22 protein-coding genes are annotated in these 21,214 nt (G+C 57.5%); 2 read left to right on the forward strand and 20 right to left on the reverse strand.

Going from position 1 to position 21,214, the window contains the following annotated elements:
* Window positions 1-33: 33 nt before the first annotated feature.
* Entirely contained in the window at window positions 34-504 is a 471-nt protein-coding gene (locus SJY36_RS12950) for a hypothetical protein (protein ID WP_386175652.1), read from the forward strand.
* A 93-nt stretch (window positions 505-597) separates the two neighbouring features.
* Here SJY36_RS12950 and rplP read toward each other — a convergent pair whose 3' ends face one another.
* The 14 genes from rplP to rpsL all read right to left on the reverse strand — a co-directional run bounded on the left by rplP (window position 598) and on the right by rpsL (window position 11,506).
* Window positions 598-1,011 (reverse strand): 50S ribosomal protein L16, encoded by a 414-nt coding sequence (rplP, locus tag SJY36_RS12955; RefSeq protein WP_005849828.1) that lies wholly within the window; start codon window positions 1,009-1,011, stop codon window positions 598-600.
* A gap of 13 nt (window positions 1,012-1,024) precedes the next feature.
* Window positions 1,025-1,732 (reverse strand): 30S ribosomal protein S3, encoded by a 708-nt coding sequence (gene rpsC, locus SJY36_RS12960; RefSeq protein ID WP_005849830.1) that lies wholly within the window; start codon window positions 1,730-1,732, stop codon window positions 1,025-1,027.
* Entirely contained in the window at window positions 1,732-2,112 is a 381-nt protein-coding gene (gene rplV, locus SJY36_RS12965) for a 50S ribosomal protein L22 (RefSeq protein WP_005849831.1), read from the reverse strand. The genes rpsC and rplV overlap by 1 nt, the downstream gene beginning before the upstream one ends.
* A 3-nt stretch (window positions 2,113-2,115) precedes the next feature.
* Window positions 2,116-2,394 carry a 30S ribosomal protein S19 gene (gene rpsS, locus SJY36_RS12970; protein ID WP_005849833.1) on the reverse strand — a complete coding sequence of 93 codons (279 nt, stop codon included), beginning with the start codon at window positions 2,392-2,394 and terminating at the stop codon, window positions 2,116-2,118.
* A gap of 3 nt (window positions 2,395-2,397) precedes the next feature.
* Complete coding sequence (gene rplB / locus SJY36_RS12975) at window positions 2,398-3,240, reverse strand: 50S ribosomal protein L2 (RefSeq protein ID WP_005849835.1); 843 nt, start codon at window positions 3,238-3,240, stop codon at window positions 2,398-2,400.
* A 272-nt stretch (window positions 3,241-3,512) separates the two neighbouring features.
* Window positions 3,513-4,388 carry a DUF1206 domain-containing protein gene (locus SJY36_RS12980; protein WP_386175655.1) on the reverse strand — a complete coding sequence of 292 codons (876 nt, stop codon included), beginning with the start codon at window positions 4,386-4,388 and terminating at the stop codon, window positions 3,513-3,515.
* A gap of 204 nt (window positions 4,389-4,592) precedes the next feature.
* Window positions 4,593-4,889, reverse strand: a complete 297-nt coding sequence (locus SJY36_RS12985) for a 50S ribosomal protein L23 (protein ID WP_005849839.1) — start codon at window positions 4,887-4,889, stop codon at window positions 4,593-4,595.
* Window positions 4,886-5,503 (reverse strand): 50S ribosomal protein L4, encoded by a 618-nt coding sequence (gene rplD / locus SJY36_RS12990; RefSeq protein WP_009825301.1) that lies wholly within the window; start codon window positions 5,501-5,503, stop codon window positions 4,886-4,888. The genes SJY36_RS12985 and rplD overlap by 4 nt, the downstream gene beginning before the upstream one ends.
* Complete coding sequence (rplC, locus tag SJY36_RS12995; RefSeq protein ID WP_367581208.1) at window positions 5,500-6,342, reverse strand: 50S ribosomal protein L3; 843 nt, start codon at window positions 6,340-6,342, stop codon at window positions 5,500-5,502. Before rplC ends, rplD begins: the two co-directional genes overlap by 4 nt.
* Window positions 6,343-6,360: 18 nt before the next feature.
* On the reverse strand, window positions 6,361-6,678 hold the full coding sequence (gene rpsJ / locus SJY36_RS13000) for a 30S ribosomal protein S10 (protein ID WP_005849850.1): 318 nt from the start codon (window positions 6,676-6,678) through the stop codon (window positions 6,361-6,363).
* A gap of 319 nt (window positions 6,679-6,997) precedes the next feature.
* Window positions 6,998-8,173, reverse strand: a complete 1,176-nt coding sequence (tuf, locus tag SJY36_RS13005) for an elongation factor Tu (RefSeq protein WP_005849852.1) — start codon at window positions 8,171-8,173, stop codon at window positions 6,998-7,000.
* A 104-nt stretch (window positions 8,174-8,277) separates the two neighbouring features.
* On the reverse strand, window positions 8,278-10,404 hold the full coding sequence (fusA, locus tag SJY36_RS13010) for an elongation factor G (protein ID WP_037941636.1): 2,127 nt from the start codon (window positions 10,402-10,404) through the stop codon (window positions 8,278-8,280).
* A gap of 83 nt (window positions 10,405-10,487) precedes the next feature.
* Window positions 10,488-10,958 (reverse strand): 30S ribosomal protein S7, encoded by a 471-nt coding sequence (gene rpsG, locus SJY36_RS13015; RefSeq protein WP_005849857.1) that lies wholly within the window; start codon window positions 10,956-10,958, stop codon window positions 10,488-10,490.
* 176 nt (window positions 10,959-11,134) lie between these two features.
* Window positions 11,135-11,506 (reverse strand): 30S ribosomal protein S12, encoded by a 372-nt coding sequence (gene rpsL, locus SJY36_RS13020; RefSeq protein ID WP_005849863.1) that lies wholly within the window; start codon window positions 11,504-11,506, stop codon window positions 11,135-11,137.
* Window positions 11,507-11,910: 404 nt separating this feature from the next.
* Between rpsL and SJY36_RS13025 the strand changes: the two genes are divergently transcribed.
* Window positions 11,911-12,717 (forward strand): putative rhamnosyl transferase, encoded by an 807-nt coding sequence (locus tag SJY36_RS13025; RefSeq protein WP_386175659.1) that lies wholly within the window; start codon window positions 11,911-11,913, stop codon window positions 12,715-12,717.
* On the opposite strand, the gene SJY36_RS13030 is transcribed toward SJY36_RS13025, so the two are convergent.
* The 6 genes from SJY36_RS13030 to rpoC all read right to left on the reverse strand — a co-directional run bounded on the left by SJY36_RS13030 (window position 12,714) and on the right by rpoC (window position 21,157).
* Window positions 12,714-13,592 carry a DMT family transporter gene (locus tag SJY36_RS13030; protein WP_386175662.1) on the reverse strand — a complete coding sequence of 293 codons (879 nt, stop codon included), beginning with the start codon at window positions 13,590-13,592 and terminating at the stop codon, window positions 12,714-12,716. The genes SJY36_RS13025 and SJY36_RS13030 overlap by 4 nt on opposite strands.
* Window positions 13,593-13,724: 132 nt before the next feature.
* A complete protein-coding gene (locus SJY36_RS13035; RefSeq protein ID WP_009827082.1) occupies window positions 13,725-14,327 on the reverse strand; it encodes a plasmid pRiA4b ORF-3 family protein in 603 nt (200 codons plus the stop codon).
* Complete coding sequence (locus SJY36_RS13040; protein WP_386173297.1) at window positions 14,324-15,964, reverse strand: IS66 family transposase; 1,641 nt, start codon at window positions 15,962-15,964, stop codon at window positions 14,324-14,326. Before SJY36_RS13040 ends, SJY36_RS13035 begins: the two co-directional genes overlap by 4 nt.
* Before the next feature lie 59 nt (window positions 15,965-16,023).
* Window positions 16,024-16,374: an IS66 family insertion sequence element accessory protein TnpB gene (gene tnpB, locus SJY36_RS13045; protein ID WP_009827084.1), complete on the reverse strand. Its 351-nt coding sequence runs from the start codon at window positions 16,372-16,374 to the stop codon at window positions 16,024-16,026.
* The gene (locus SJY36_RS13050; RefSeq protein ID WP_009827085.1) at window positions 16,371-16,766 is read right to left on the reverse strand and encodes an IS66-like element accessory protein TnpA; all 396 of its coding nucleotides are present in this window, start codon (window positions 16,764-16,766) and stop codon (window positions 16,371-16,373) included. Before SJY36_RS13050 ends, tnpB begins: the two co-directional genes overlap by 4 nt.
* Window positions 16,767-16,909: 143 nt before the next feature.
* Complete coding sequence (gene rpoC / locus SJY36_RS13055) at window positions 16,910-21,157, reverse strand: DNA-directed RNA polymerase subunit beta' (protein WP_386175665.1); 4,248 nt, start codon at window positions 21,155-21,157, stop codon at window positions 16,910-16,912.
* Window positions 21,158-21,214 lie beyond the last annotated feature (57 nt).

Raw genomic sequence — 21,214 nt, forward strand, 5'->3', positions numbered from 1 at the left:
ACCGTAAACGATGCGCACATAAGGAAGCCCCACGTGGATACCCCAAACCAAAGCCCCCTGCCCGCCCTTGCCCTTGCCCTTGCCGGTCTGGTCGGCGAACTCACATTCGAGGCCTACGCATGGCTCGCCTCTCCCGTCCTGTTCGGCGTCAAGCTAGAGCCCGCGAACCTGGTCATCGGGCTAAGCAAAAAGCTTTTGGGCCTCGACCTGACTTACGGCGCGGCCTTCGCCGTCCACTTCCTGATTGGCGCGTTAGGATTTGCAGCGGTGGTCTATCTGACCAAGCGGATGACCCAGCTCGGCTATTTCGGTGCGGGTGCCCTGGCCGGAGTCATCTTGTGGTTTGTCGCCCAAGGTATTTTGGCACCGCTGATGGGGCGTAGCTTCATGATGGGTTTTGGCACCTACACGCAGTCATCCTTCGTGGGGCATGTGGGCATGACCATTGTCATCGCGATGGTCTGGCAAAAACTGGCACGCCGCCCCGCCACGCTATTTACCTAACCCTTACAGAGACCGACAAAAATAAAAGCCCCCGCTGATGTCTCAGCGGGGGCTTTTCTATTCATTCCTCCGACAGATGTCGAAGCGAAGGTCTTACCAATCTTCGCGTACAACGACGCGGGTTTTGATAGGCAGCTTCATCGCGGCAAGACGCAGAGCTTCTTGTGCAACGTCCTCGGCGACACCGTCGATTTCGAACATAACACGGCCTGGCTTGACCTTGCAGACCCAACGATCCACGGAACCTTTACCTTTACCCATACGAACTTCGATGGGCTTTGCGGTGACAGGTACATCCGGGAAAATACGGATCCAGACACGGCCTTGACGCTTCATGTGACGCGTCATGGCACGACGAGCAGCTTCGATCTGACGTGCAGTTACACGCTCGGGCTCGAGAGCCTTCAGACCGTAGGTACCAAAGTTCAGGTCAGACCCGCCCTTTGCCACACCTTTGATACGGCCTTTGTGCTGCTTGCGGAATTTAGTACGCTTTGGTTGTAGCATCTTTCATTCCCCCTTAGCGACGACCGCCGGCACCGCGTGGTGCTGGGCCGTCTTGCATTTCTTGTGCCTTGCGGTCACGCGCAGCCGGGTCATGTTCCATGATCTCGCCTTTGAAGATCCAGGTTTTGATCCCGATGATGCCGTAAGCGGTCGACGCTTCAACATGCGCGTAATCGATGTCGGCACGCAGAGTGTGGAGCGGCACGCGGCCTTCACGGTACCATTCGGTACGCGCGATTTCTGCACCACCCAGACGACCAGCAACGTTCACACGGATACCCAGGGCACCCATACGCATGGCGTTCTGTACCGCTCGCTTCATGGCGCGACGGAAAGAGACCCGGCGTTCCAGCTGCTGTGCGATGGATTCACCAACAAGGGCTGCGTCCAGCTCTGGCTTGCGCACTTCAACGATGTTGAGGTGCAGGTCAGATTTGGTGATCTTGGCGATTTTCTGACGCAGACCTTCGATGTCTGCACCTTTCTTGCCGATGATCACACCGGGGCGCGCTGTGTGGATCGTGACGCGGCACTTCTTGTGTGGGCGTTCGATGATCACACGGGCGATACCGGCCTGTGCACATTCTTTCTTGATGAAGTCACGGATGGCGAGGTCTTCGAGCAGAAGATCACCATAGTCCTTCGTATCGGCGTACCAGCGGCTGTCCCAGGTGCGGTTGACCTGAAGACGCATACCGATCGGATTTACTTTGTTACCCATCAGGCTTGCTCCTCAACTTGACGCACGACAATCGTGATTTCCGAAAACGGCTTGATGATCTTGCCGAAACGGCCACGCGCACGTGGACGACCACGCTTCATGATCAGGTTCTTGCCGACATATGCTTCGGCAACGACCAGTTCATCCACGTCAAGGTTGTGGTTGTTTTCGCCGTTCGCGATGGCGGACTGAAGACATTTCTTCACGTCCTGTGCGATCCGCTTTTTCGAGAAGGTCAGGTCCGTCAGGGCCTTGTCTACCTTCTTGCCACGGATCATCGCGGCGACGAGGTTCAGTTTCTGCGGGCTTGTGCGAAGCATGCGCAGTTTTGCACGGGCTTCGTTGTCAGCCACGCGGCGGGGATTTTTATCCTTGCTCATGGCTTATTTCCGCTTCGCTTTTTTGTCAGCTGCGTGACCATAATAGGTGCGAGTTGGCGAATACTCACCAAACTTCTGACCGATCATTTCTTCGCTGACGTTTACTGGGATATGCTTGTGACCGTTGTACACGCCGAACGTCAGGCCAACAAACTGTGGCAGGATCGTGGAACGGCGCGACCAGATTTTGATCACTTCGCTGCGACCGCTTTCGCGGGAGGCTTCGGCCTTCTTGAGGACATAAGAGTCAACAAAAGGACCTTTCCATACTGAACGAGACATCTATTAACGCCCCTTCTTCTTGGCGTGGCGCGAGCGTAGGATAAGCTTGCTGGACGCTTTGTTCTTGTTGCGGGTTTTTGCACCCTTCGTGGGCTTGCCCCAAGGCGTAACAGGGTGACGACCACCCGATGTACGGCCTTCACCACCACCGTGAGGGTGGTCGATCGGGTTCATAACAACACCACGTACCGAAGGGCGGATACCCTTGTGACGCATGCGGCCCGCTTTACCGTAGTTCTGGTTGGAGTTGTCAGGGTTGGACACGGCACCAACGGTGGCCATGCATTCCTGACGCACCAGACGCAGTTCGCCCGAGGACAAACGGATCTGAGCGTATCCACCATCACGGCCTACGAACTGTGCGTAGGTACCGGCGGCGCGTGCGATCTGGCCGCCTTTGCCTGGCTTCATTTCGATGTTGTGAACGATTGTACCGATTGGCATGCCCGAAAATGGCATAGCGTTCCCAGGCTTGATGTCGGCCTTGGCCGAGGAAATCACCTTGTCGCCAACAGCGATACGCTGTGGGGCCAGGATGTAAGCCTGTTCGCCGTCTTCGTACTGGATCAGTGCGATGAATGCGGTCCGGTTAGGGTCATATTCGATACGTGCGACAACCGCGGACATGTCCAGCTTGTTGCGCTTGAAATCGACGATACGGTAAAGGCGCTTTGCCCCACCGCCTGTGCGACGCATTGTGATCCGTCCGGTGTTGTTCCGACCGCCAGATTTGGTCAAACCCTGTGTAAGGGATTTGACCGGGCGGCCTTTCCAAAGCTCCGAACGGTCGATCAGTACCAGCCCACGCTGGCCTGGCGTCGTCGGTTTGTACGACTTGAGTGCCATGTTCTCTGTCTTCCGTTTTGCTTGTCCCCGGCCCCGTCGTGCTGGTGCCGAGATGGTTGTAGGGCCCCGAAGGTCCCCAATTTGAAATGCCAGACAAAGAACCCCTTTGCCCAACCTCGCGCGTGGCTAGAACTCACCAATGCGCAAAACGACACAGCCCCGGACGAATCCGGGGCACTGCCGATGGGGTCGTTTAGGGGAGGATCAGCCGAGGGTCAAGGGAGCGTTCGGGAATAGTCTCGAAAACCCGACGTAGACCTACGCGGTGCCCGTCAGGACGCCATCGCCTTGACCTTGCGCGCGACGCTTTCAACCGACGGGTCGGCAGCCTTCGGTACAATACGGTAGACCGCATTCACAAAGCAGAACAGCGAAAACATCAGCAATCCAGTACAGAGCAGCCCAACCAGCACCCGTCCGTAGGCCTGCTGGTGCAACCATTCAAACGCCGCATCAATGCCGCCTGCACTCGACGCATTGGCGCTTATCGCGGCATAGGCGATCAAACCACCGATGATCAGCACCACGACACCCTGCGCAGCCACGCCGATACGCAACAGCGGATTCCAATGCAGGGTAAAGTGGTTCGCTTCCAAATGTTCGCGATACGACTGCGACGCGGCCTTGTAGAAATAGTAGAACCCCGTGCCCATCGTCGCCAGACCGATCCCGCCCACAACCCACACGCCCGCTGTGGTCTGCAAAAACTGGTTCAGCAACTCCTTACTGCTAGAGCCAGACGACGCCACCCCCAGCACCGTCACAGCCAGCGCACCGATGGCACCGTGGATCAGGCCTGTGACCAGCATCCCGAACCGCGCAACGATGCCCTTGGCCCCGCTGCCATATGCCTCAAGATCCCAAAAGCTATCAACTGCGCGCCAGATCGCATAGGCGAACATGCCCGTGGCGATCGCAAAAATCACTGCAACCCCCGTCGCGCCGTCTAACGACTGCAGCGTCGACTTGGTGCCCTCGGCCTGACCACCAGATACAACGGACCAGAGCGACAGCCCGGCCACGACAAGGTAAACCAATCCGCGCCCGGCATACCCCGTCCGCATGATCGGCACGGCCCAGGCGAAATCGTCGGGGTCATTATGAGACAGGATCTCTGATCGGGTGGACTGGACGGAGTTGGTCGACATTGTGGCGCTATCCCTTCGGGCAAAGCCGGCCACCATTCAGCGGGGCCATTCCTTTGACGTGATGTGCAAGGTCAACGCGCCGTAGGTCGGCAGGTTCCCGCGCGACATGCGCAGCGGGTATCATCCAGGCACCACCGCCCTGAAAACGGAAAAGGCCCCCCGCCTTGCAGCGAGGGGCCCTTTAACTTTTACGTCCAGGCTGACTTACAGACCGGTGGATACGTCGATGGAGTTACCTTCTTCAAGCGTAACGTAAGCCTTCTTCACGTCTTTCCGGCGACCCATCTGGCCTCGGAAACGCTTTGCCTTGCCTTTGGTGATGGTCGTGTTCACGGCCTTCACCTTGACACCAAAGAGAGCCTCAACAGCTTCTTTGATCATTGGCTTGTTGCTGTCGATCGCAACTTCGAAAACGACTGCATTGTGCTCGGAAGCCATTGTCGCTTTTTCAGTGATGATCGGCTTGCGGATCACATCGTAATGTTCGTGCTTGGCGCTCATTTCAAACGGGCCTCCAGTGCTTCGATCCCCGCTTTGGTGATCACGAGAGTGTCACGCTTGAGGATGTCATAGACGTTTGCACCCATCGTCGGCAGGATATCCAGACCTTCGATGTTGCGCGCGGCTTGCAAGAAGTTCTCATTTACCGAGGCACCGTCGATGATCAACGCGCGTTTCCAGCCCAGGTTCTTAACCTGTTTGGCCAAAGCAGCGGTTTTCCCATCGGATGTGGCATCGTCGATGATGACCAGGTTGCCGGTTTTTGCCTTGGAAGACAAAGCGTGGCGCAGACCCAGTTTGCGGAACTTCTTGGTCAGGTCGTGGCCATGGCTACGAGGGGTTGGACCCTTGTAGATACCACCCGAACGGAAGATCGGTGCAGAACGTGCGCCGTGGCGTGCGCCGCCGGTGCCTTTCTGACGATAGATCTTCTTGGTCGAATAGCTGACCTCGGACCGTGTCTTGACCTTGTGCGTACCCTGCTGCGCGTTGTTACGCTGCCAGCGGACAACACGGTGCAGAATGTCGGCGCGTGGCTCAAGACCGAACAGGGCCTCGTCCAAGTCTACCGAACCGGCTGCGCCGCCGTCGAGTTTGATGACATCAAGTTTCATTCGTCACCTTCCTTCTTGTCCAACTCAATGGATGCTTCGGCTTCGGCAAGTGCGGCAGCTTCGGTCGCTGCTTGCTCTTCTGCCAAGCGTGCTGCTTCTGCTTCGGCCTCTGCAGCGGCTGCTGCGGCGGCTTCTTCAGCGGCTTTCGCGGCTTCGTCAGCGGCGGATTTCAAAGCGGCAGGCAGGATCGCGTCTGCTGGGAACGGCTTTTTCACCGCGTCCTTAACAGTCACCCAACCACCTTTGGAGCCTGGTACGGCACCTTTGACCATGATCAGACCGCGTGCGCTGTCAGTTTTGACAACTTCGAGGTTCTGCGTGGTAACACGGGCAGCACCCATGTGACCGGCCATTTTCTTGCCTTTGAAAACCTTGCCTGGATCCTGACACTGACCTGTCGAACCATGCGAACGGTGAGAGATCGAAACACCGTGTGTCGCACGCAGACCGCCAAAGTTGTGGCGTTTCATCGCACCGGCAAAACCTTTACCGATGGAGGTGCCTGCAACGTCAACATACTGACCAGCAAAGTAGTGATCGGCGATGATTTCTTCGCCAACGTTCAACATGGCTTCGGGGTCCACACGGAACTCCGCAACCTTACGCTTGGGTTCAACCTTTGCCGCAGCAAAGTGACCACGCATGGCCTGCGACGTCCGCTTGGCCTTAGCTGTACCTGCACCAAGCTGAACAGCTGTGTAGCCGTCCTTCTCGGGGGTACGCTGAGCAACAACCTGCAGTTTGTCGAGCTGAAGAACGGTCACAGGGATCTGCTTGCCGTCTTCCATGAACAAACGGGTCATGCCCATCTTTTTTGCAATAACGCCTGAGCGCAACATATTATTACCCTCCTACGCTTATGACTGCAGCTTGATCTCGACGTCCACACCAGCGGCCAGGTCGAGCTTCATCAGCGCGTCCACGGTCTGGGGGGTCGGATCAACGATATCCAGCAGACGCTTGTGCGTGCGGATTTCGAACTGGTCACGGGATTTCTTGTCAACGTGTGGGCCACGCAGAACTGTGAATTTTTCGATCTTGTTCGGCAGCGGGATTGGGCCGCGAACAGATGCACCGGTACGCTTGGCGGTGTTAACGATTTCCTGTGTGGACGCATCCAGCACGCGGTAATCGAACGCCTTCAAACGGATGCGGATATTTTGGCTTTGTGCCATATGTCATCATCCCTCATTGGGAGTAGAAACGAAGAGGAAGAGACGCCTCATCACGGCCCTTCATTGCGTTTTGTCGTAAATCAAACGGGGCGCGTAAAAACGCACCCCGCTGAGACTTGCGCTCTATAGGTCGAGTCGCGCCATGTGGCAAGGGGGGAATCCGAGGTTTCGCTCAAATCCGCCCAGTACGACCGCAATCAGCGGTCAAAGCAGTAGTGTCACAGCCAGCACCGCACGCCCCTAAGCCACGAAAAAGGCCGCCCCGATTGGGAGCGGCCTTCGTCTTGTCGCCGGTGCGCGGGGTGACCCGCGGGATGGCTTACTCGGTGATTTTGGAAACCACGCCCGCGCCAACGGTACGACCGCCTTCGCGGATCGCGAAGCGCAGACCGTCTTCCATCGCGATGGGGGCGATCAGTTCCACGTCGAACTGCAGGTTGTCGCCAGGCATAACCATTTCAGTGCCTTCTGGCAGCTGAACGGTACCGGTGACGTCTGTGGTCCGGAAGTAGAACTGTGGACGGTAGTTCGCGAAGAACGGCGTGTGACGGCCACCCTCTTCTTTGGTGAGGATATAGGCTTCGGCTGTGAACTTCGTGTGCGGCTTAACCGAACCTGGCTTACACAGAACCTGACCACGCTCAACGCCTTCACGGTCGATACCGCGCAGCAGGGCGCCGATGTTGTCGCCAGCTTCCCCACGGTCCAGCAGTTTGCGGAACATTTCAACGCCGGTACATGTGGTTTTCTTGGTGTCGCGGATGCCAACGATTTCGATTTCGTCGCCAACGTTGATCACGCCACGCTCAACACGGCCGGTCACAACTGTACCACGACCGGAGATCGAGAAGACGTCTTCCACAGGCATCAGGAACGGCTGGTCAACAGCGCGCTCTGGTGTTGGGATGTAGTTGTCGACTTCTTCCATCAGCTTGCGGATGGAGTTCTCGCCGATGTTCTCGTCACGGCCTTCCATCGCCGCCAGAGCGGAACCGGGGATCACAGGGATGTCGTCGCCTGGGTAGTCGTAGGAAGACAGCAGTTCGCGGATTTCCATTTCAACCAGTTCCAGCAGTTCTTCATCGTCCACCTGGTCTACTTTGTTCATGTAGACAACCATGGCGGGGATGCCGACCTGACGGCCCAGCAGGATGTGCTCGCGGGTCTGTGGCATGGGGCCATCAGCAGCGTTCACAACCAGGATCGCGCCGTCCATCTGCGCCGCACCGGTGATCATGTTTTTCACATAGTCAGCGTGGCCTGGGCAGTCGACGTGGGCGTAGTGACGACCTTCGGTCTCATACTCAACGTGTGCGGTCGAGATGGTGATGCCGCGTGCTTTTTCTTCGGGCGCGCCGTCAATCTGGTCATAGGCGCGGAAGTCGCCGAAGTACTTGGTGATCGCCGCGGTCAACGTGGTTTTGCCGTGGTCAACGTGACCAATGGTACCGATGTTAACGTGTGGTTTATTACGTTCAAACTTTGCCTTAGCCATGGTGGCCTCCTTGGTTTTCAAATTGGGCGGTGGGTTGGACACCCACCCTACGGTTTGGGTAGGGCGGGGTTATCCCCGCCGTCCCAGTTATTGCAACGCGCCAGTTACGCGAATTTCGCTTGGATCTCGTCAGAGATGTTCTGCGGAACAGGTTCGTAGTGCGAGAACTGCATGGTGAAGTTCGCACGACCCGACGACATCGAACGCAGCGTGTTGATGTAGCCGAACATGTTGGCCAGCGGCACCTGTGCGTCGATCGCGATTGCGTTCCCGCGTGTGTCCTGCCCCTGAACCTGACCGCGACGCGATGTCAGATCGCCGATGATCCCGCCTGTGTAGTCCTCAGGAGTGATAACTTCGACTTTCATGATCGGTTCGAGCAGTTTCGCACCAGCTTTACGCATGCCTTCGCGCATACCCATACGGGCCGCGATTTCAAACGCAAGAACGCTGGAGTCGACGTCGTGGAATTTACCGTCGATCAGAGCAACCTTGAAGTCGATGACCGGGAAGCCCGCCAAAGGACCGGAGTCCATGACCGAGTTGATCCCTTTTTCGACGCCTGGGATGTATTCTTTCGGAACGGCACCACCAACGATGCGGCTTTCGAAGGAATAGCCTTCGCCTGGCTCGGTTGGCATCAGGATCATCTTCACCTCGGCGAACTGACCGGAACCACCGGACTGTTTCTTGTGGGTGTAGGTGATTTCTGCTTCGCGCGAGATGGTCTCGCGGTAGGCAACCTGAGGCGCACCGATGTTCGCTTCAACTTTGAATTCACGACGCAGACGGTCCACCAGAATGTCGAGGTGAAGTTCGCCCATGCCCTTCATGATGGTCTGACCGGATTCCAGATCCGTTTCAACGCGGAAGGAGGGATCTTCTGCAGCCAGACGCGCCAGACCGGTGGACATCTTCTCTTGGTCAGCCTTGGTTTTAGGCTCAACCGCGATTTCGATAACCGGATCTGGGAAGGTCATTGTTTCAAGAACAACAGGGTCGTTGACGGCGCAAAGCGTGTCACCGGTTGTTGTGTCTTTCAGACCTGCCAGCGCGATGATGTCGCCCGCGAACGCTTCTTGAATTTCTTCACGATCGTTGGAGTGCATCATCATCATACGACCGACGCGCTCTTTCTTACCTTTGGTGGAGTTCAAGAGCGTGTCGCCCTTGTTCAGCACACCGGAGTAGATGCGGGTAAAGGTCAGCGAGCCAACAAAGGGGTCGTTCATGATTTTGAACGCCAGACCGGAGAAGGCCATGTCGTCATCCGCACGGCGTGGGATGTTACGTGTCTCTGTCTCGTCGCCTGGTTTGAAGCCCATGTAGTCAACAACGTCCATCGGGGATGGCAGATAGTCGATAACAGCGTTCAACAGAGGCTGAACACCTTTGTTCTTGAACGCGGAGCCGCAGAGTACGGGGATGAACTTGATCGCCAGTGTCCCTTTACGGATCAGACCGCGCAGGGTGTCGACGTCAGGCTCTGCGCCGTCCATCAGGTAGTTTTCCATGGCTTCGTCATCCATCTCGACCGCAGTCTCGATCAGATGCGCGCGCCATTCGTCGGCCAGGTCTTTCAACTCGGCACGGATTTCGCGTTGTTCCCAGCTCGCGCCAAGATCTTCACCGGCCCAGACCCATTCTTTCATGGTAACCAGATCGATCATGCCTTCCAGCTCGGTTTCGGCACCGATCGGAATTTGGATCGGCGCAGGTGTCGCACCGGTACGGTCTTTGATCATCTTCACGCAGTTGAAGAAGTCAGCGCCGATTTTGTCCATTTTGTTGACGAAAACGATGCGTGGAACCTTGTAGCGGTCCGCTTGGCGCCAAACGGTTTCGGTCTGGGGCTCAACACCGGCGTTGGCGTCAAGAACAGCAACCGCGCCGTCAAGAACGGCCAGCGAACGTTCAACTTCGATGGTGAAGTCAACGTGGCCGGGGGTGTCGATGATGTTCATCCGGTACTTGGTGTCGGATGTCGCGTCGGCTGTTGGCTCTTCCTGGCGCTGCCAGAAAGTTGTCGTCGCAGCGGAGGTAATTGTAATACCGCGTTCCTGCTCCTGCTCCATCCAGTCCATCGTAGCGGCACCGTCGTGCACTTCGCCGATGTTGTGGGACTTACCAGTGTAAAACAGGATCCGTTCGGAGCAGGTGGTTTTGCCTGCGTCGATGTGGGCCATGATGCCGAAATTGCGGTAGCGTGAGAGCGGATAGTCGCGTGCCATTGGGCTGCTTCCTCGAATATATCTGAAACGGATAAATCGCGCCCCGGGGTGGGACGCGACGGGAACGGCTTATGCCGCCCGAATTACCAGCGGTAGTGGCTGAACGCTTTGTTCGCGTCGGCCATCTTGTGGGTGTCTTCGCGCTTCTTAACAGCAGTACCGCGCGATTGAACAGCGTCCAGAAGCTCACCTGCAAGGCGCTCTTCCATGGTGTTCTCGTTGCGGGCGCGGGACGCTTTGATCAACCAGCGGATCGCCAGTGCTTCGCGACGCTCGGGGCGTACTTCGACAGGAACCTGATACGTGGCACCACCAACGCGGCGCGAACGCACTTCGACGGACGGCTTGATGTTGTCCAGCGCTTCGTGGAAGACTTCGATGGGCGCGCGTTTGATTTTGTCTTCAACACGGTTCATCGCGTTGTAAACGATACGCTCGGCAACCGACTTCTTACCGTCGATCATCAGGTTGTTCATGAATTTGGTGAGAACCAGATCACCGTACTTGGCGTCTGGCAGTACTTCGCGTTTTTCAGCGGCGTGACGACGTGACATTTAAAGCTCCTAATTGTCAGTTGCCGAGGCAGGTTTGGTCCAGTGCGTCTGGTGCATATTGCACCCCGATCGTCCGGCGCTCAGTCTTACTCGGCTCACTCCCTTACGGGAAAACATGGCGGGCGGCGGGATCCGGCATCGTGTATCCGCGATGCGCGACCCCAAACCGACCCAAATTACTTTGGCTTCTTTGCACCATATTTGGAGCGACGCTGCTTACGGTCTTTAACGCCTTGCGTATCGAGAACACCGCGCAGGATGTGGTAGCGCACACCGGGAAGGTCTTTTACACGGCCGCCGCGGATCAGAACAACGGAGTGTTCTTGCAGGTTGTGCGATTCACCCGGGATGTAGCTGATGACTTCGAAACCGTTGGTCAGGCGCACTTTGGCAACCTTACGCATGGCCGAGTTCGGCTTCTTAGGTGTGGTGGTGTAAACACGTGTACAAACGCCGCGCTTTTGCGGGCATTCTTGCAGGTGCATGGATTTCGAACGTTTGATTTTAGGCTGGCGCGGTTTGCGGATCAGCTGTTGGATCGTTGGCATTCCGGTTTTATCCCCGTTTAGCTCACATAAGTGGTGCAGCGGGGCGGACCCCAGTGCGGTTTCAAATTCGGTCACTTCGCACGTCCACGAAGCCTATCTTTCGCCCTACACCACTGGCGCAAAGCAAAATCACCGCAGCGTTCCCGTACCGAGGAAAACGAAGCGGTGGGGTAACAGAGGATCGAGTCAGCAGTAGACCGGATCGTGACCACAGTAGATATGATGTCGGCAAAGCAGGGCGACCCCCGCATCCGAGATAAGGGGCGTATAGGCAGAGTCGTCCACGCTGTCAACAGCCCCCGCCCCCAAGCCGCCCACGGCACGCCAAACGGGTATTCCACCTTGCAAGACACCCCGGCTACCGCGCATATTTACGCCACATTATTCGGACAGGGCGGATCACGATGCAGGTACTTGGGCTATGCCGCTTTTCCTATCCGGCGCTTGGCGGGTTTCAGGTCGGGCATGACACCACCGCTGATCGTATCGCCTACCTTTATGATCCTGCGCGGCTTGAAGAAAGGTTCCGCCTGTTCGAAACCGTCGCCCTGCCCTGCCTGATGGCGCAAACAGACCCGGATTTCGAAATGATCGTGCTGATCGGCGATCGCTTTCCCCCTGTCCATCTGGAACGTCTCAGGGCCCTGCTCGCCCCCCTACCCCAAGCGCGGATTGTGGTAGAGCCGCCACGCCCGCACCGCGAGGTGATGAAGGAAATTCTGAACAAGGCCCGCCACGCGCGCTCTGAACCCTGTGTGCAATTCCGCTTTGATGACGACGACGCAATTGCGGTCGATTTCGTGGCCAAGTTGCGTAAAGCTGTTGATGACGCCGCCCCGCTACTGGTCCAGCACAAATCCGTCGCGCTTGACTGGAACAAGGGCTACGTGGCCGAGTTCGGCGCGGATGGTATCGCGGCGACCCCGTCGTTCCGGCCGTTCTACACCGCGGCGTTGGCCATGTTCGTGAACGCGGGGTGTCCGCTTACGATCATGAACTTTGCCCACGACAAGCTGCCCCGCTTCATGCCTGCGCTCAGCTTTCCCGACCCTGCGATGTATGTCCGCGGCCACAATGGATTTAACGATTCACGCCAAAAGAATGCACGGGCGGTCGACCTATCCCCACTCAGCTCCGAGGAAGAGATCCTGTTCAAGGACCGCTTTGCCATCGACATCTGCACTGTGCGCCGCGTCTTTGCCAAAGGTTAAAGCGGCGGCAGCGGGCGGGTAGTGATGCGTTCACGGTAGAGTGTGAACAGCCCCGTCGCAGCGACGATAGAGGCCCCGGCGAGCGTTGACGGCACCGGCCAGTCGCCGAACACCAACCACCCGAGAATAAGCGCCCAGATCAACCCTGTGTAGCGGAACGGCGCGATGAACGATACGTCGCCCACCCGCATCGTCTGCACGCTGAAATAATACCCCATCAGCACAAAGACCGCGGCCGCCGTAATGGCGATCCAATGCGCGGAAGAGACCGGAGCCCACGGCGTGGTGAACTGCGCGAAGGTCGAAAATGCCGTCACGGCCAGCACAGCGGCGAAGGTCACGGTCATCGACGGCACCTCCTTCGACAGACGGCGGGTGCTGAGGTCGCGCACGGTAACGAAGAACACCGCGATCAGCGCGTAGATCGACCAGATGTTGAAGCCCTCGGTGCCCGGCTTGACGATCAGGATCACGCCGAAGAACCCCACAAGGATCGCAGAGAAGCGCCGCCAGCCGACCTTTTCGCGATAGACCAGCGCCGCGCCCAAAGTCACCGTCAGCGGCAGGGATTGCAGAATGGCGCTGAGGTTCGCCAAGGGCATATTGAACAACGCGGTCACGAAGAAAAAGCTCGCCCCGACTTCGGCACCAGACCGGATTGCGACCAGTTTCCAATCGCGCCGGCTAAGACGCAGGTGCATCGGGCCGAGCCGCCCCCAAAGCATCACGATCAACGAGATAGAGATCACACCGCGCAAGAACAGCAGTTGGAACAGGGGCACCGCCCCGCCGGTCGTCTTGGTCATCGTGTCGTTCAACACAAAGGCCGCCATGGAGCCCATCATGAAAAGTGCTCCGGCAAGGTTTGGCGACATCGGGTGGCTTTCAGTTTATTAGGTTGGCTTATCATTGGCGCAAGCCGCAGTGGAAAACCAGCCCACCTGCGCAAATTTTCGACGCTATTTCATCGTAAGCATTCGGCGAAGGCCGTGGGCGCGCCGTATTGATCAGAGGCGTTTGGGTGCGGCTTTTGGTTTGCGCGGTTTCGGGGCCCATTTCTTTGCAAGACGCTCGAAGTTATCGAGGATGCGGCCGATCTCTGCCTCATCCGGGTCGAACTGCCCCCCATACCATTCCAGCATCTGGCTGTGTTCTTCGTGCTTGGGGTCGGCTATGGCATCGAGGAAGTCAGCGTAGCCGGAGAAGCCACCCACATCCTCCGGAGGGCAAGCACCGATAGCCCTGACAAGGCGTGGATATGCGGCGCCCGCGATAGAGCCATCGATTTTCTCGATCTTGATCACGTGGTGCCAGTTGTCGCCAAAGTCATAGATGTAATGGATGGTCTTGGTTCCCACATCTTCGATCACGTCAAGCAGGCTGGTTTTGCTGGCGGGCATCGGGCCATCGTAAAAACCATCTGGGTCTGGCACGCCCCAGCCGCTGCCACCGGCTCTGAACTCATACAAGTGACTGTCAGTCCATCCCATGGCAGCCTGGATCACATCATGCAGGCGGTTCAGCTTGATCTTGAGGGGCACATCAAAGCGTCGAAGCACCTGAGGCTCGACATCGGACAATGTGACCTTGATGCGCGCGACCAGCGTCATGCAGCAATCCTCTTCAATCCTATGGCGGCCTTCCAATTCCAGGGTAACAGCTCTGGCAAGCGTGACACAGGCATCTCGGGCAGTCGCGCCAAGACGTCTGCCATCCATGCCTGCGGGTCGATGTCGTTCATCTTTGCTGTGACAATGAGGGTATACATGAAGGCTGCCCTGTCGCCACCGCGTTCAGACCCTGCAAAAAGCCATGACTTTCTGCCCAATGCGATCCCTCTGAGCGCCCGTTCGGCGGCATTGTTCGTGAGGCAGAGACGCCCGTCATCAAGGAATGCGGTGAAGGCCTCCCAGCGACCTGTGCCCTCGAGCATGTAGTTGATCGCCTTGGCAACTGGGTTGTGCTTTGACATCCGAGCCCGCTCGGCCTGCATCCAATCATGCAGATCATTGACCATCGGCGCTACCCACTGCTGGCGAGCTTCACGACGCGCTGCATCTGACAGGCCGGTGATGTTACGCTCGGCCGCAAAGATCGCATCGATCCGCGTCACAGCGTCCAGCGCGATGGGCGAGATTTCTTTTGCTACCTTTTTACCTTTGCGGGCTATGGCCTTGATGTCGGCCAGTTCAAAGAACTTGCGTCTTGCGTGGCTCCAACACAGCGCACTACGGACCGGGCCCGGGCTACGATCTGCGAGATACAAATCATTGTAGCCGCCATAGACGTCCGACTGAAGAACACCGTGCCATTCGGCCAGATGCCGTGTCGGGTGTTCTTTCCGGCGATCTGTTGAGAAGTGGAAGAGTGCGGCAGGTGGCGCACCCCCACCCCACGGTCGATCGTCGCGCACATAGGTCCACAGTCGCGCCGTTTTTGCGCCACCACGCGCCAGTAGCGGCACGGTGGTATCGTCACCATGCAAACGGCCAGCATCCAGCACGTGGCGCGCGATTAACGCATGAATGGGGGCCAGCGCCACACAGGTATGGCCGATCAGATCAGCCAAGGTGGACAGGCTCAGATCAATCCCCTCCCGTGCAATGCGCTCGGATTGCCGGTTCAAAGGTTGATGTTGTCCATACTTGTCGAAGGCGATCATCGCGATCAGTTGCGGCCCTGCCCAACCGCGCGGAATGGCGTGGAACGGGGCCGGCGGTTGGCTGATCTTCTCGCAAGCTCGGCAAGTGAACTTCTCGCGGACCGTTTGGATCACCTTCCACTGGCGGGGGATCACCTCCAGCGTCTCGGTGACATCTTCACCCATCTTTACGATCCGGTCCGAGCCACAGCAGGTGCAGGCGGCAGGTGCTTCGACGACGACCCGCTCGCGAGGCAAATGATCGGGGAACGGTTTGCGCACGGGCTTGCGTCGCGTGAAGACACGCACGGCGTTCGCCTTGTCCGCAGCATGCTCAGCTGCCAGCGCATCCTCGGTTGCGGCCGCTTCCAATTCCTCAAGCTGCAATTCCAGCTGATCAATCAGCCGCGTGCGACGCTCGGAGGTGATGCCATATTTGTCACGCCGAAGCTTGGCGATCTCCAGCTTCAATTCTTGGATCATTGCGTCTGTGCAGGAGGCCAGAGCGCGAGCCTGCGCCAATTCGGTTTCCGCAGCCTGCGCACGGGCGGTCTGCGCGGCAAGTGCAGCGCTTAATCTGGCAATTTCGGAAGCGGCGTCGGACATGGCAAATATTTACCACAGAAGCCGCTAAATACCAATAAAAACAGGCGCTTCAGCATAAATTATCCAGCCGCGTTGGGCCTTTGCGTCCAGCGTGGATTGCGCCAATCTATCCCCTCAAGAAGATAGCCCAACTGCGCCGCAGATATCGCAACAGCCGTCCCGTCTTGGCTCACCGGCCAGATGAACTTCCCCGCCTCAAGACGCTTCAAATATAACGACATGCCCACCCCGTCATGCCAGAGCAGCTTCACCAGGTCACCCTTTCGACCTCTGAAGCAAAAGATCTCGCCCGCATGCGGATCACGCCCAAGCCCCTGTTGCACTGTCAGCGCCAAAGTATTCATGCCTCGGCGCATATCCGTCACACCACCTGCAATCCACACCTTCGTTCCAGCCGGAAACGCGATCATGACCGCACCATCAAGCCGTTAAGCAGCTGCGCAGCAGCTTCCATGTCAAAACCTGACGGGATCGCCACACGACACCGCTTTCCGAGATCAATAGTCATGACAGGAGCTTGCGGCGCTGGCGCAGTGTCAGTGCCATCAGAAGCATCTTCGATCTTCATAACGCGCAAAAATTGCGGGCCAGAACCAAGCAATCCATTCTTATGGCGATAACGCCAATCATAAAGCTGAGACCGCGATACCTCATGGCGTCGTGCTACCTCCGCCACTGTCACGCCGTCGCCAAAGCTTTCCTCAACGATACGGATTTTTTCGTCATCAGACCAACGCCGGCGGCGGCCGGTATCAGAGACTGACAAAACTTGAATGCGGGGGGTGTCTTCGTGTGCGTCCATAAGGACACTCGATAAACGATCTCACAGCTCAGCAGCCAGACGGCCCTCGGCGGAGGTTTACATTTCATCCCCCCTGCCCCACAACGAAAAACCCCCGCCGATCTCTCGGCGGGGGCTCTGTTAGTCAGCTATCAAGCCTAGGCTTAGCTGCGGCTTTCGTCGTCGCTGGGGACGTTGTCGAAAACATCGCCACCAACGACATCGTCGGCTGTAGGCTCTGGCGCGGCCAGACGTGCTGCGGCTTCGGCTTCTTCGCGACGGGCCTCGATGACCACGTTGTCACGATCTGTCGCAACCTTGCGCATCTGCTGCGTCGCTCCACCGGTACCGGCTGGGATCAGACGGCCCACGATGACGTTCTCTTTCAGGCCAACCAGCTTGTCGCGCTTACCCTGAACCGATGCTTCGGTCAGAACGCGTGTGGTTTCCTGGAAGGACGCCGCCGAGATGAAGCTGCGTGTTTGCAGCGACGCCTTGGTAATCCCCAGCAGGATCGGTTCGCCCTGCGCAGGACGCCCGCCTTTGGACAGCGCTTTGGCACAGGCCTGGTCGAACTCTTGCTTGTCGACGTGTTCGCCTTTCAACAGGGTGGTATCACCGCTGTCTTGGACTTCCCACTTCTGCAACATCTGACGCACGATCACTTCGATATGCTTATCGTTGATCTTAACGCCCTGCAGACGATAAACATCCTGCACTTCGTCGATCATGTAGTCAGCCAGCGCTTCGACACCCATAATCGCGAGGATGTCATGCGGCGCGGGGTTGCCGTCCATGATGTAGTCGCCCTTCTGGACAAAGTCACCTTCCGCAACGGGAATGTGCTTACCCTTAGGCACCATGTATTCGACCTTGTGATCCGGATCCTCGGACAACTCGATCGAGATACGACGCTTGTTTTTGTAGTCCTTGCCGTAGCGGACGTAGCCGTCGATCTCGGCGATGATCGCGTGGTCTTTGGGGCGGCGTGCCTCAAAGAGTTCCGCAACACGTGGCAGACCACCGGTAATATCCTTGGTCTTGGCACCTTCACGCGGGATACGCGCAACGATGTCACCGGCCTTGATTTCAGTCTGGTCCTCAACGGACAGAATGGCATCAACGGACATTGGGTAGGTCACCGGGTTGCCCGCATCGTTGCGGACCGGCTCGCCATCGGCATCCACCAGAATGATTTCCGGCTTCAGCTCATTGCCTTTGGGTGCTGCACGCCAGTCGATCACGATCTTCTGTGTCATACCGGTTGCATCATCGGTTTCATCCTTGACCGCGATCCCCGACGTCAGGTCGACGAACTTGGTCATACCGGATTTCTCCGCGATGATCGGCAGCGTGTAGGGGTCCCATTCGAACAGCTTGTCACCGCGCAAGATCGACTGACCCTCCTTGACGAACAGCTTGGTCCCGTAGCCGACCTTGTGGCTGGCACGCTCGTCGCCGTTATCATCAACGATGGCAAGCTTCATGTTCCGGCCCATTACCATGATCTCGCCTGCGGCGTTCTCAAGGGTTTGAGCGTTCTCGAACACGACCTTACCGGACTGCGATGCCTCGAGGAAGGACTGTTGGCCACCCTGCGCAACACCACCAATGTGGAATGTACGCATGGTCAGCTGCGTGCCGGGTTCACCGATCGACTGAGCAGCGATAATGCCGACAGCTTCACCTTGGTTCACCAGCGTACCGCGTGCAAGGTCACGACCATAGCACATGGCGCAGACGCCCTCTTCGGCCTCACAGGTCAGCGGGCTGCGGATCCGTGCGGATTGAACAGCCGCTTCATCGATGATGTCAGCCAGACGTTCGTCGATCACAGTCTGCGCAGGTACCAACACTTCGTCGGTCCCGGGGCGCAGGATGTCATCGGCCGCAACGCGACCCAACAGACGTTCCGCCAGCGAAGAGACAACCTCACCATCGTTCACAGCCGCTTCGGCCGTGATCGCGGTTTCGGTGCCACAGTCATGCATACGAACGATACAGTCCTGCGCAACATCCACCAGACGACGGGTCAGGTAACCCGAGTTCGCTGTTTTCAAAGCGGTATCCGACAGACCCTTACGGGCACCGTGGGTGGAGTTAAAGTACTCCAGAACGGTCAGACCTTCTTTAAAGTTCGAGATAATCGGAGTCTCGATGATGTCGCCGTTCGGCTTCGCCATCAGACCGCGCATCCCGCCCAGCTGTTTCATCTGTGTGACCGAGCCACGCGCACCGGAGTGCGCCATCATGTAGACCGAGTTCGGCTCCATCACCGCGCCGTCATCGTTGCGACGTTCGGCCGAAATGGCCCCCATCATCGCGTCGGTGACCTTGTCGTTACACTTGGACCAGGCATCGACGACTTTGTTGTACTTTTCACCCTGAGTGATCAGGCCGTCCATGTACTGCTGTTCAAAGTCTTTAACCTGCTCGCGCGTTTCGTCCACCAAGGTCCACTTGGTTTCTGGAATCAGCATGTCGTCCTTACCGAAGGAAATGCCGGCACGGAAAGCTTCACGGAAGCCCATGGTCATGATCTGGTCACAGAAGATAACGGATTCTTTCTGACCACAGTAGCGGTAGACCGTATCGATGACCTGCTGCACTTCTTTCTTACGCAGCAGACGGTTCACCAGATCAAACGGCGCTTTGGCGTTCAGCGGCAGCAACGCGCCAAGGCGGATACGGCCCGGCGTGGTATCGTAACGCTTCATCACCTCGTTGCCTTCGGCATCGATCTGTTTGATCCGCGCCTTGATCTTGGAGTGCAGGTGGATCGCACCGGCACCAAGCGCGTGCTCGACTTCCTCGACAGAGCCGAACACCATGCCTTCGCCCGGCATGCCTTCGCGTTCCAGGGTCGTGTAGTACAGACCCAAGATCATATCCTGCGACGGAACGATGATCGGCGCGCCGTTTGCAGGCGACAGAACGTTGTTCGTCGACATCATCAGGACGCGTGCTTCAAGCTGTGCTTCCAGCGAAAGCGGCACGTGCACAGCCATTTGGTCGCCGTCAAAGTCAGCGTTAAAAGCGGAACAGACCAGCGGGTGAAGCTGGATCGCTTTACCTTCGATCAGTACCGGTTCGAACGCCTGAATGCCCAAACGGTGCAAGGTAGGCGCACGGTTCAACATGACGGGGTGTTCGCGGATCACTTCGTCGAGGATGTCCCAGACTTCGGGACGCTCTTTTTCCACCAACTTCTTAGCTTGCTTCACAGTGGAAGACAGACCTTTGGCTTCAAGACGCGAGTAGATAAACGGCTTGAACAGCTCGAGCGCCATCTTCTTGGGCAGACCGCACTGGTGCAGCTTCAGCTCGGGGCCGGTCACAATGACCGAACGACCGGAGAAGTCGACGCGCTTACCCAAAAGGTTCTGACGGAAGCGACCTTGCTTACCTTTCAGCATGTCGGACAGCGACTTCAGCGGGCGCTTGTTGGCACCAGTGATGACGCGGCCGCGACGGCCGTTGTCGAACAAGGCATCGACGGATTCCTGCAACATCCGCTTTTCGTTGCGAACGATGATGTCAGGTGCGCGCAGTTCGATCAGACGCTTCAAGCGGTTGTTCCGGTTGATCACGCGGCGATACAGGTCGTTCAGATCCGACGTCGCGAAACGGCCACCGTCCAGCGGCACCAGCGGGCGCAGCTCTGGCGGGATCACGGGAATGACGGTCATGATCATCCACTCGGGCCGGTTGCCGGACTCGAGGAAGGATTCAACGACTTTCAGACGCTTGATGATCTTCTTGGGCTTCAGTTCGCCGGTCGCCTCTTTCAGATCGGCACGCAACTGGTCTGCTTCAGCTTCCAGATCGATGGCGGCCAGCATTTCGCGGATCGCTTCGGCACCGATATTGGCGGTGAACGCGTCCATGCCATAGGCATCCTGCGCGTCCATATACTCTTCCTCGGTCATCATCTGACCATAGGTGAGATCCGTCAGACCGGGTTCGATCACAACGTAGTTTTCAAAGTAAAGAACACGTTCCAGATCGCGCAGGGTCATGTCCAGCATCAGGCCGATGCGCGACGGCAGCGACTTGAGGAACCAGATGTGCGCAACAGGCGACGCCAGCTCGATGTGTCCCATACGCTCGCGACGGACCTTTTGCAGCGTTACTTCAACACCACATTTCTCGCAGACAACGCCGCGATACTTCATGCGCTTATATTTGCCGCACAGGCATTCGTAGTCTTTGATCGGGCCAAAGATACGCGCGCAGAACAGGCCGTCACGCTCTGGTTTGAACGTCCGGTAGTTGATGGTTTCTGGTTTCTTGATTTCACCGAACGACCACGACAGGATCCGCTCTGGCGATGCCAGAGAGACCTTGATTTCGTCGAACGTCTTCATTGGCGCGACGGGGTTGAACGGGTTGTTTGTCAGTTCCTGGTTCATCTTAAATCCTTAGATAAGTCTCGAAAGCGGAGGGAGTGAGGTGTTTCCTGCTTCAGG

It is taken from the genome of Sulfitobacter sp. R86518 (assembly GCF_042466275.1).
In the GTDB taxonomy this organism is placed as follows: domain Bacteria; phylum Pseudomonadota; class Alphaproteobacteria; order Rhodobacterales; family Rhodobacteraceae; genus Sulfitobacter; species Sulfitobacter pontiacus.

Excerpts from the sequence above, each read along its gene's own strand:
- rplP (WP_005849828.1), bottom strand. The coding sequence starts at position 1,011 with ATGCTACAACCAAAGCGTACTAAATTCCGCAAGCAGCACAAAGGCCGT.
- rpsC (WP_005849830.1), bottom strand. The coding sequence starts at position 1,732 with ATGGGTAACAAAGTAAATCCGATCGGTATGCGTCTTCAGGTCAACCGC.
- rplV (WP_005849831.1), bottom strand. The coding sequence starts at position 2,112 with ATGAGCAAGGATAAAAATCCCCGCCGCGTGGCTGACAACGAAGCCCGT.
- rpsS (WP_005849833.1), bottom strand. The coding sequence starts at position 2,394 with ATGTCTCGTTCAGTATGGAAAGGTCCTTTTGTTGACTCTTATGTCCTC.
- rplB (WP_005849835.1), bottom strand. The coding sequence starts at position 3,240 with ATGGCACTCAAGTCGTACAAACCGACGACGCCAGGCCAGCGTGGGCTG.
- SJY36_RS12980 (WP_386175655.1), bottom strand. The coding sequence starts at position 4,388 with ATGTCGACCAACTCCGTCCAGTCCACCCGATCAGAGATCCTGTCTCAT.
- SJY36_RS12985 (WP_005849839.1), bottom strand. The coding sequence starts at position 4,889 with ATGAGCGCCAAGCACGAACATTACGATGTGATCCGCAAGCCGATCATC.
- rplD (WP_009825301.1), bottom strand. The coding sequence starts at position 5,503 with ATGAAACTTGATGTCATCAAACTCGACGGCGGCGCAGCCGGTTCGGTA.
- rplC (WP_367581208.1), bottom strand. The coding sequence starts at position 6,342 with ATGTTGCGCTCAGGCGTTATTGCAAAAAAGATGGGCATGACCCGTTTG.
- rpsJ (WP_005849850.1), bottom strand. The coding sequence starts at position 6,678 with ATGGCACAAAGCCAAAATATCCGCATCCGTTTGAAGGCGTTCGATTAC.
- tuf (WP_005849852.1), bottom strand. The coding sequence starts at position 8,173 with ATGGCTAAGGCAAAGTTTGAACGTAATAAACCACACGTTAACATCGGT.
- fusA (WP_037941636.1), bottom strand. The coding sequence starts at position 10,404 with ATGGCACGCGACTATCCGCTCTCACGCTACCGCAATTTCGGCATCATG.
- rpsG (WP_005849857.1), bottom strand. The coding sequence starts at position 10,958 with ATGTCACGTCGTCACGCCGCTGAAAAACGCGAAGTACTGCCAGACGCC.
- rpsL (WP_005849863.1), bottom strand. The coding sequence starts at position 11,506 with ATGCCAACGATCCAACAGCTGATCCGCAAACCGCGCCAGCCTAAAATC.
- SJY36_RS13025 (WP_386175659.1), top strand. The coding sequence starts at position 11,911 with ATGCAGGTACTTGGGCTATGCCGCTTTTCCTATCCGGCGCTTGGCGGG.
- SJY36_RS13030 (WP_386175662.1), bottom strand. The coding sequence starts at position 13,592 with ATGTCGCCAAACCTTGCCGGAGCACTTTTCATGATGGGCTCCATGGCG.
- SJY36_RS13035 (WP_009827082.1), bottom strand. The coding sequence starts at position 14,327 with ATGACGCTGGTCGCGCGCATCAAGGTCACATTGTCCGATGTCGAGCCT.
- SJY36_RS13040 (WP_386173297.1), bottom strand. The coding sequence starts at position 15,964 with ATGTCCGACGCCGCTTCCGAAATTGCCAGATTAAGCGCTGCACTTGCC.
- tnpB (WP_009827084.1), bottom strand. The coding sequence starts at position 16,374 with ATGATCGCGTTTCCGGCTGGAACGAAGGTGTGGATTGCAGGTGGTGTG.
- SJY36_RS13050 (WP_009827085.1), bottom strand. The coding sequence starts at position 16,766 with ATGGACGCACACGAAGACACCCCCCGCATTCAAGTTTTGTCAGTCTCT.
- rpoC (WP_386175665.1), bottom strand. The coding sequence starts at position 21,157 with ATGAACCAGGAACTGACAAACAACCCGTTCAACCCCGTCGCGCCAATG.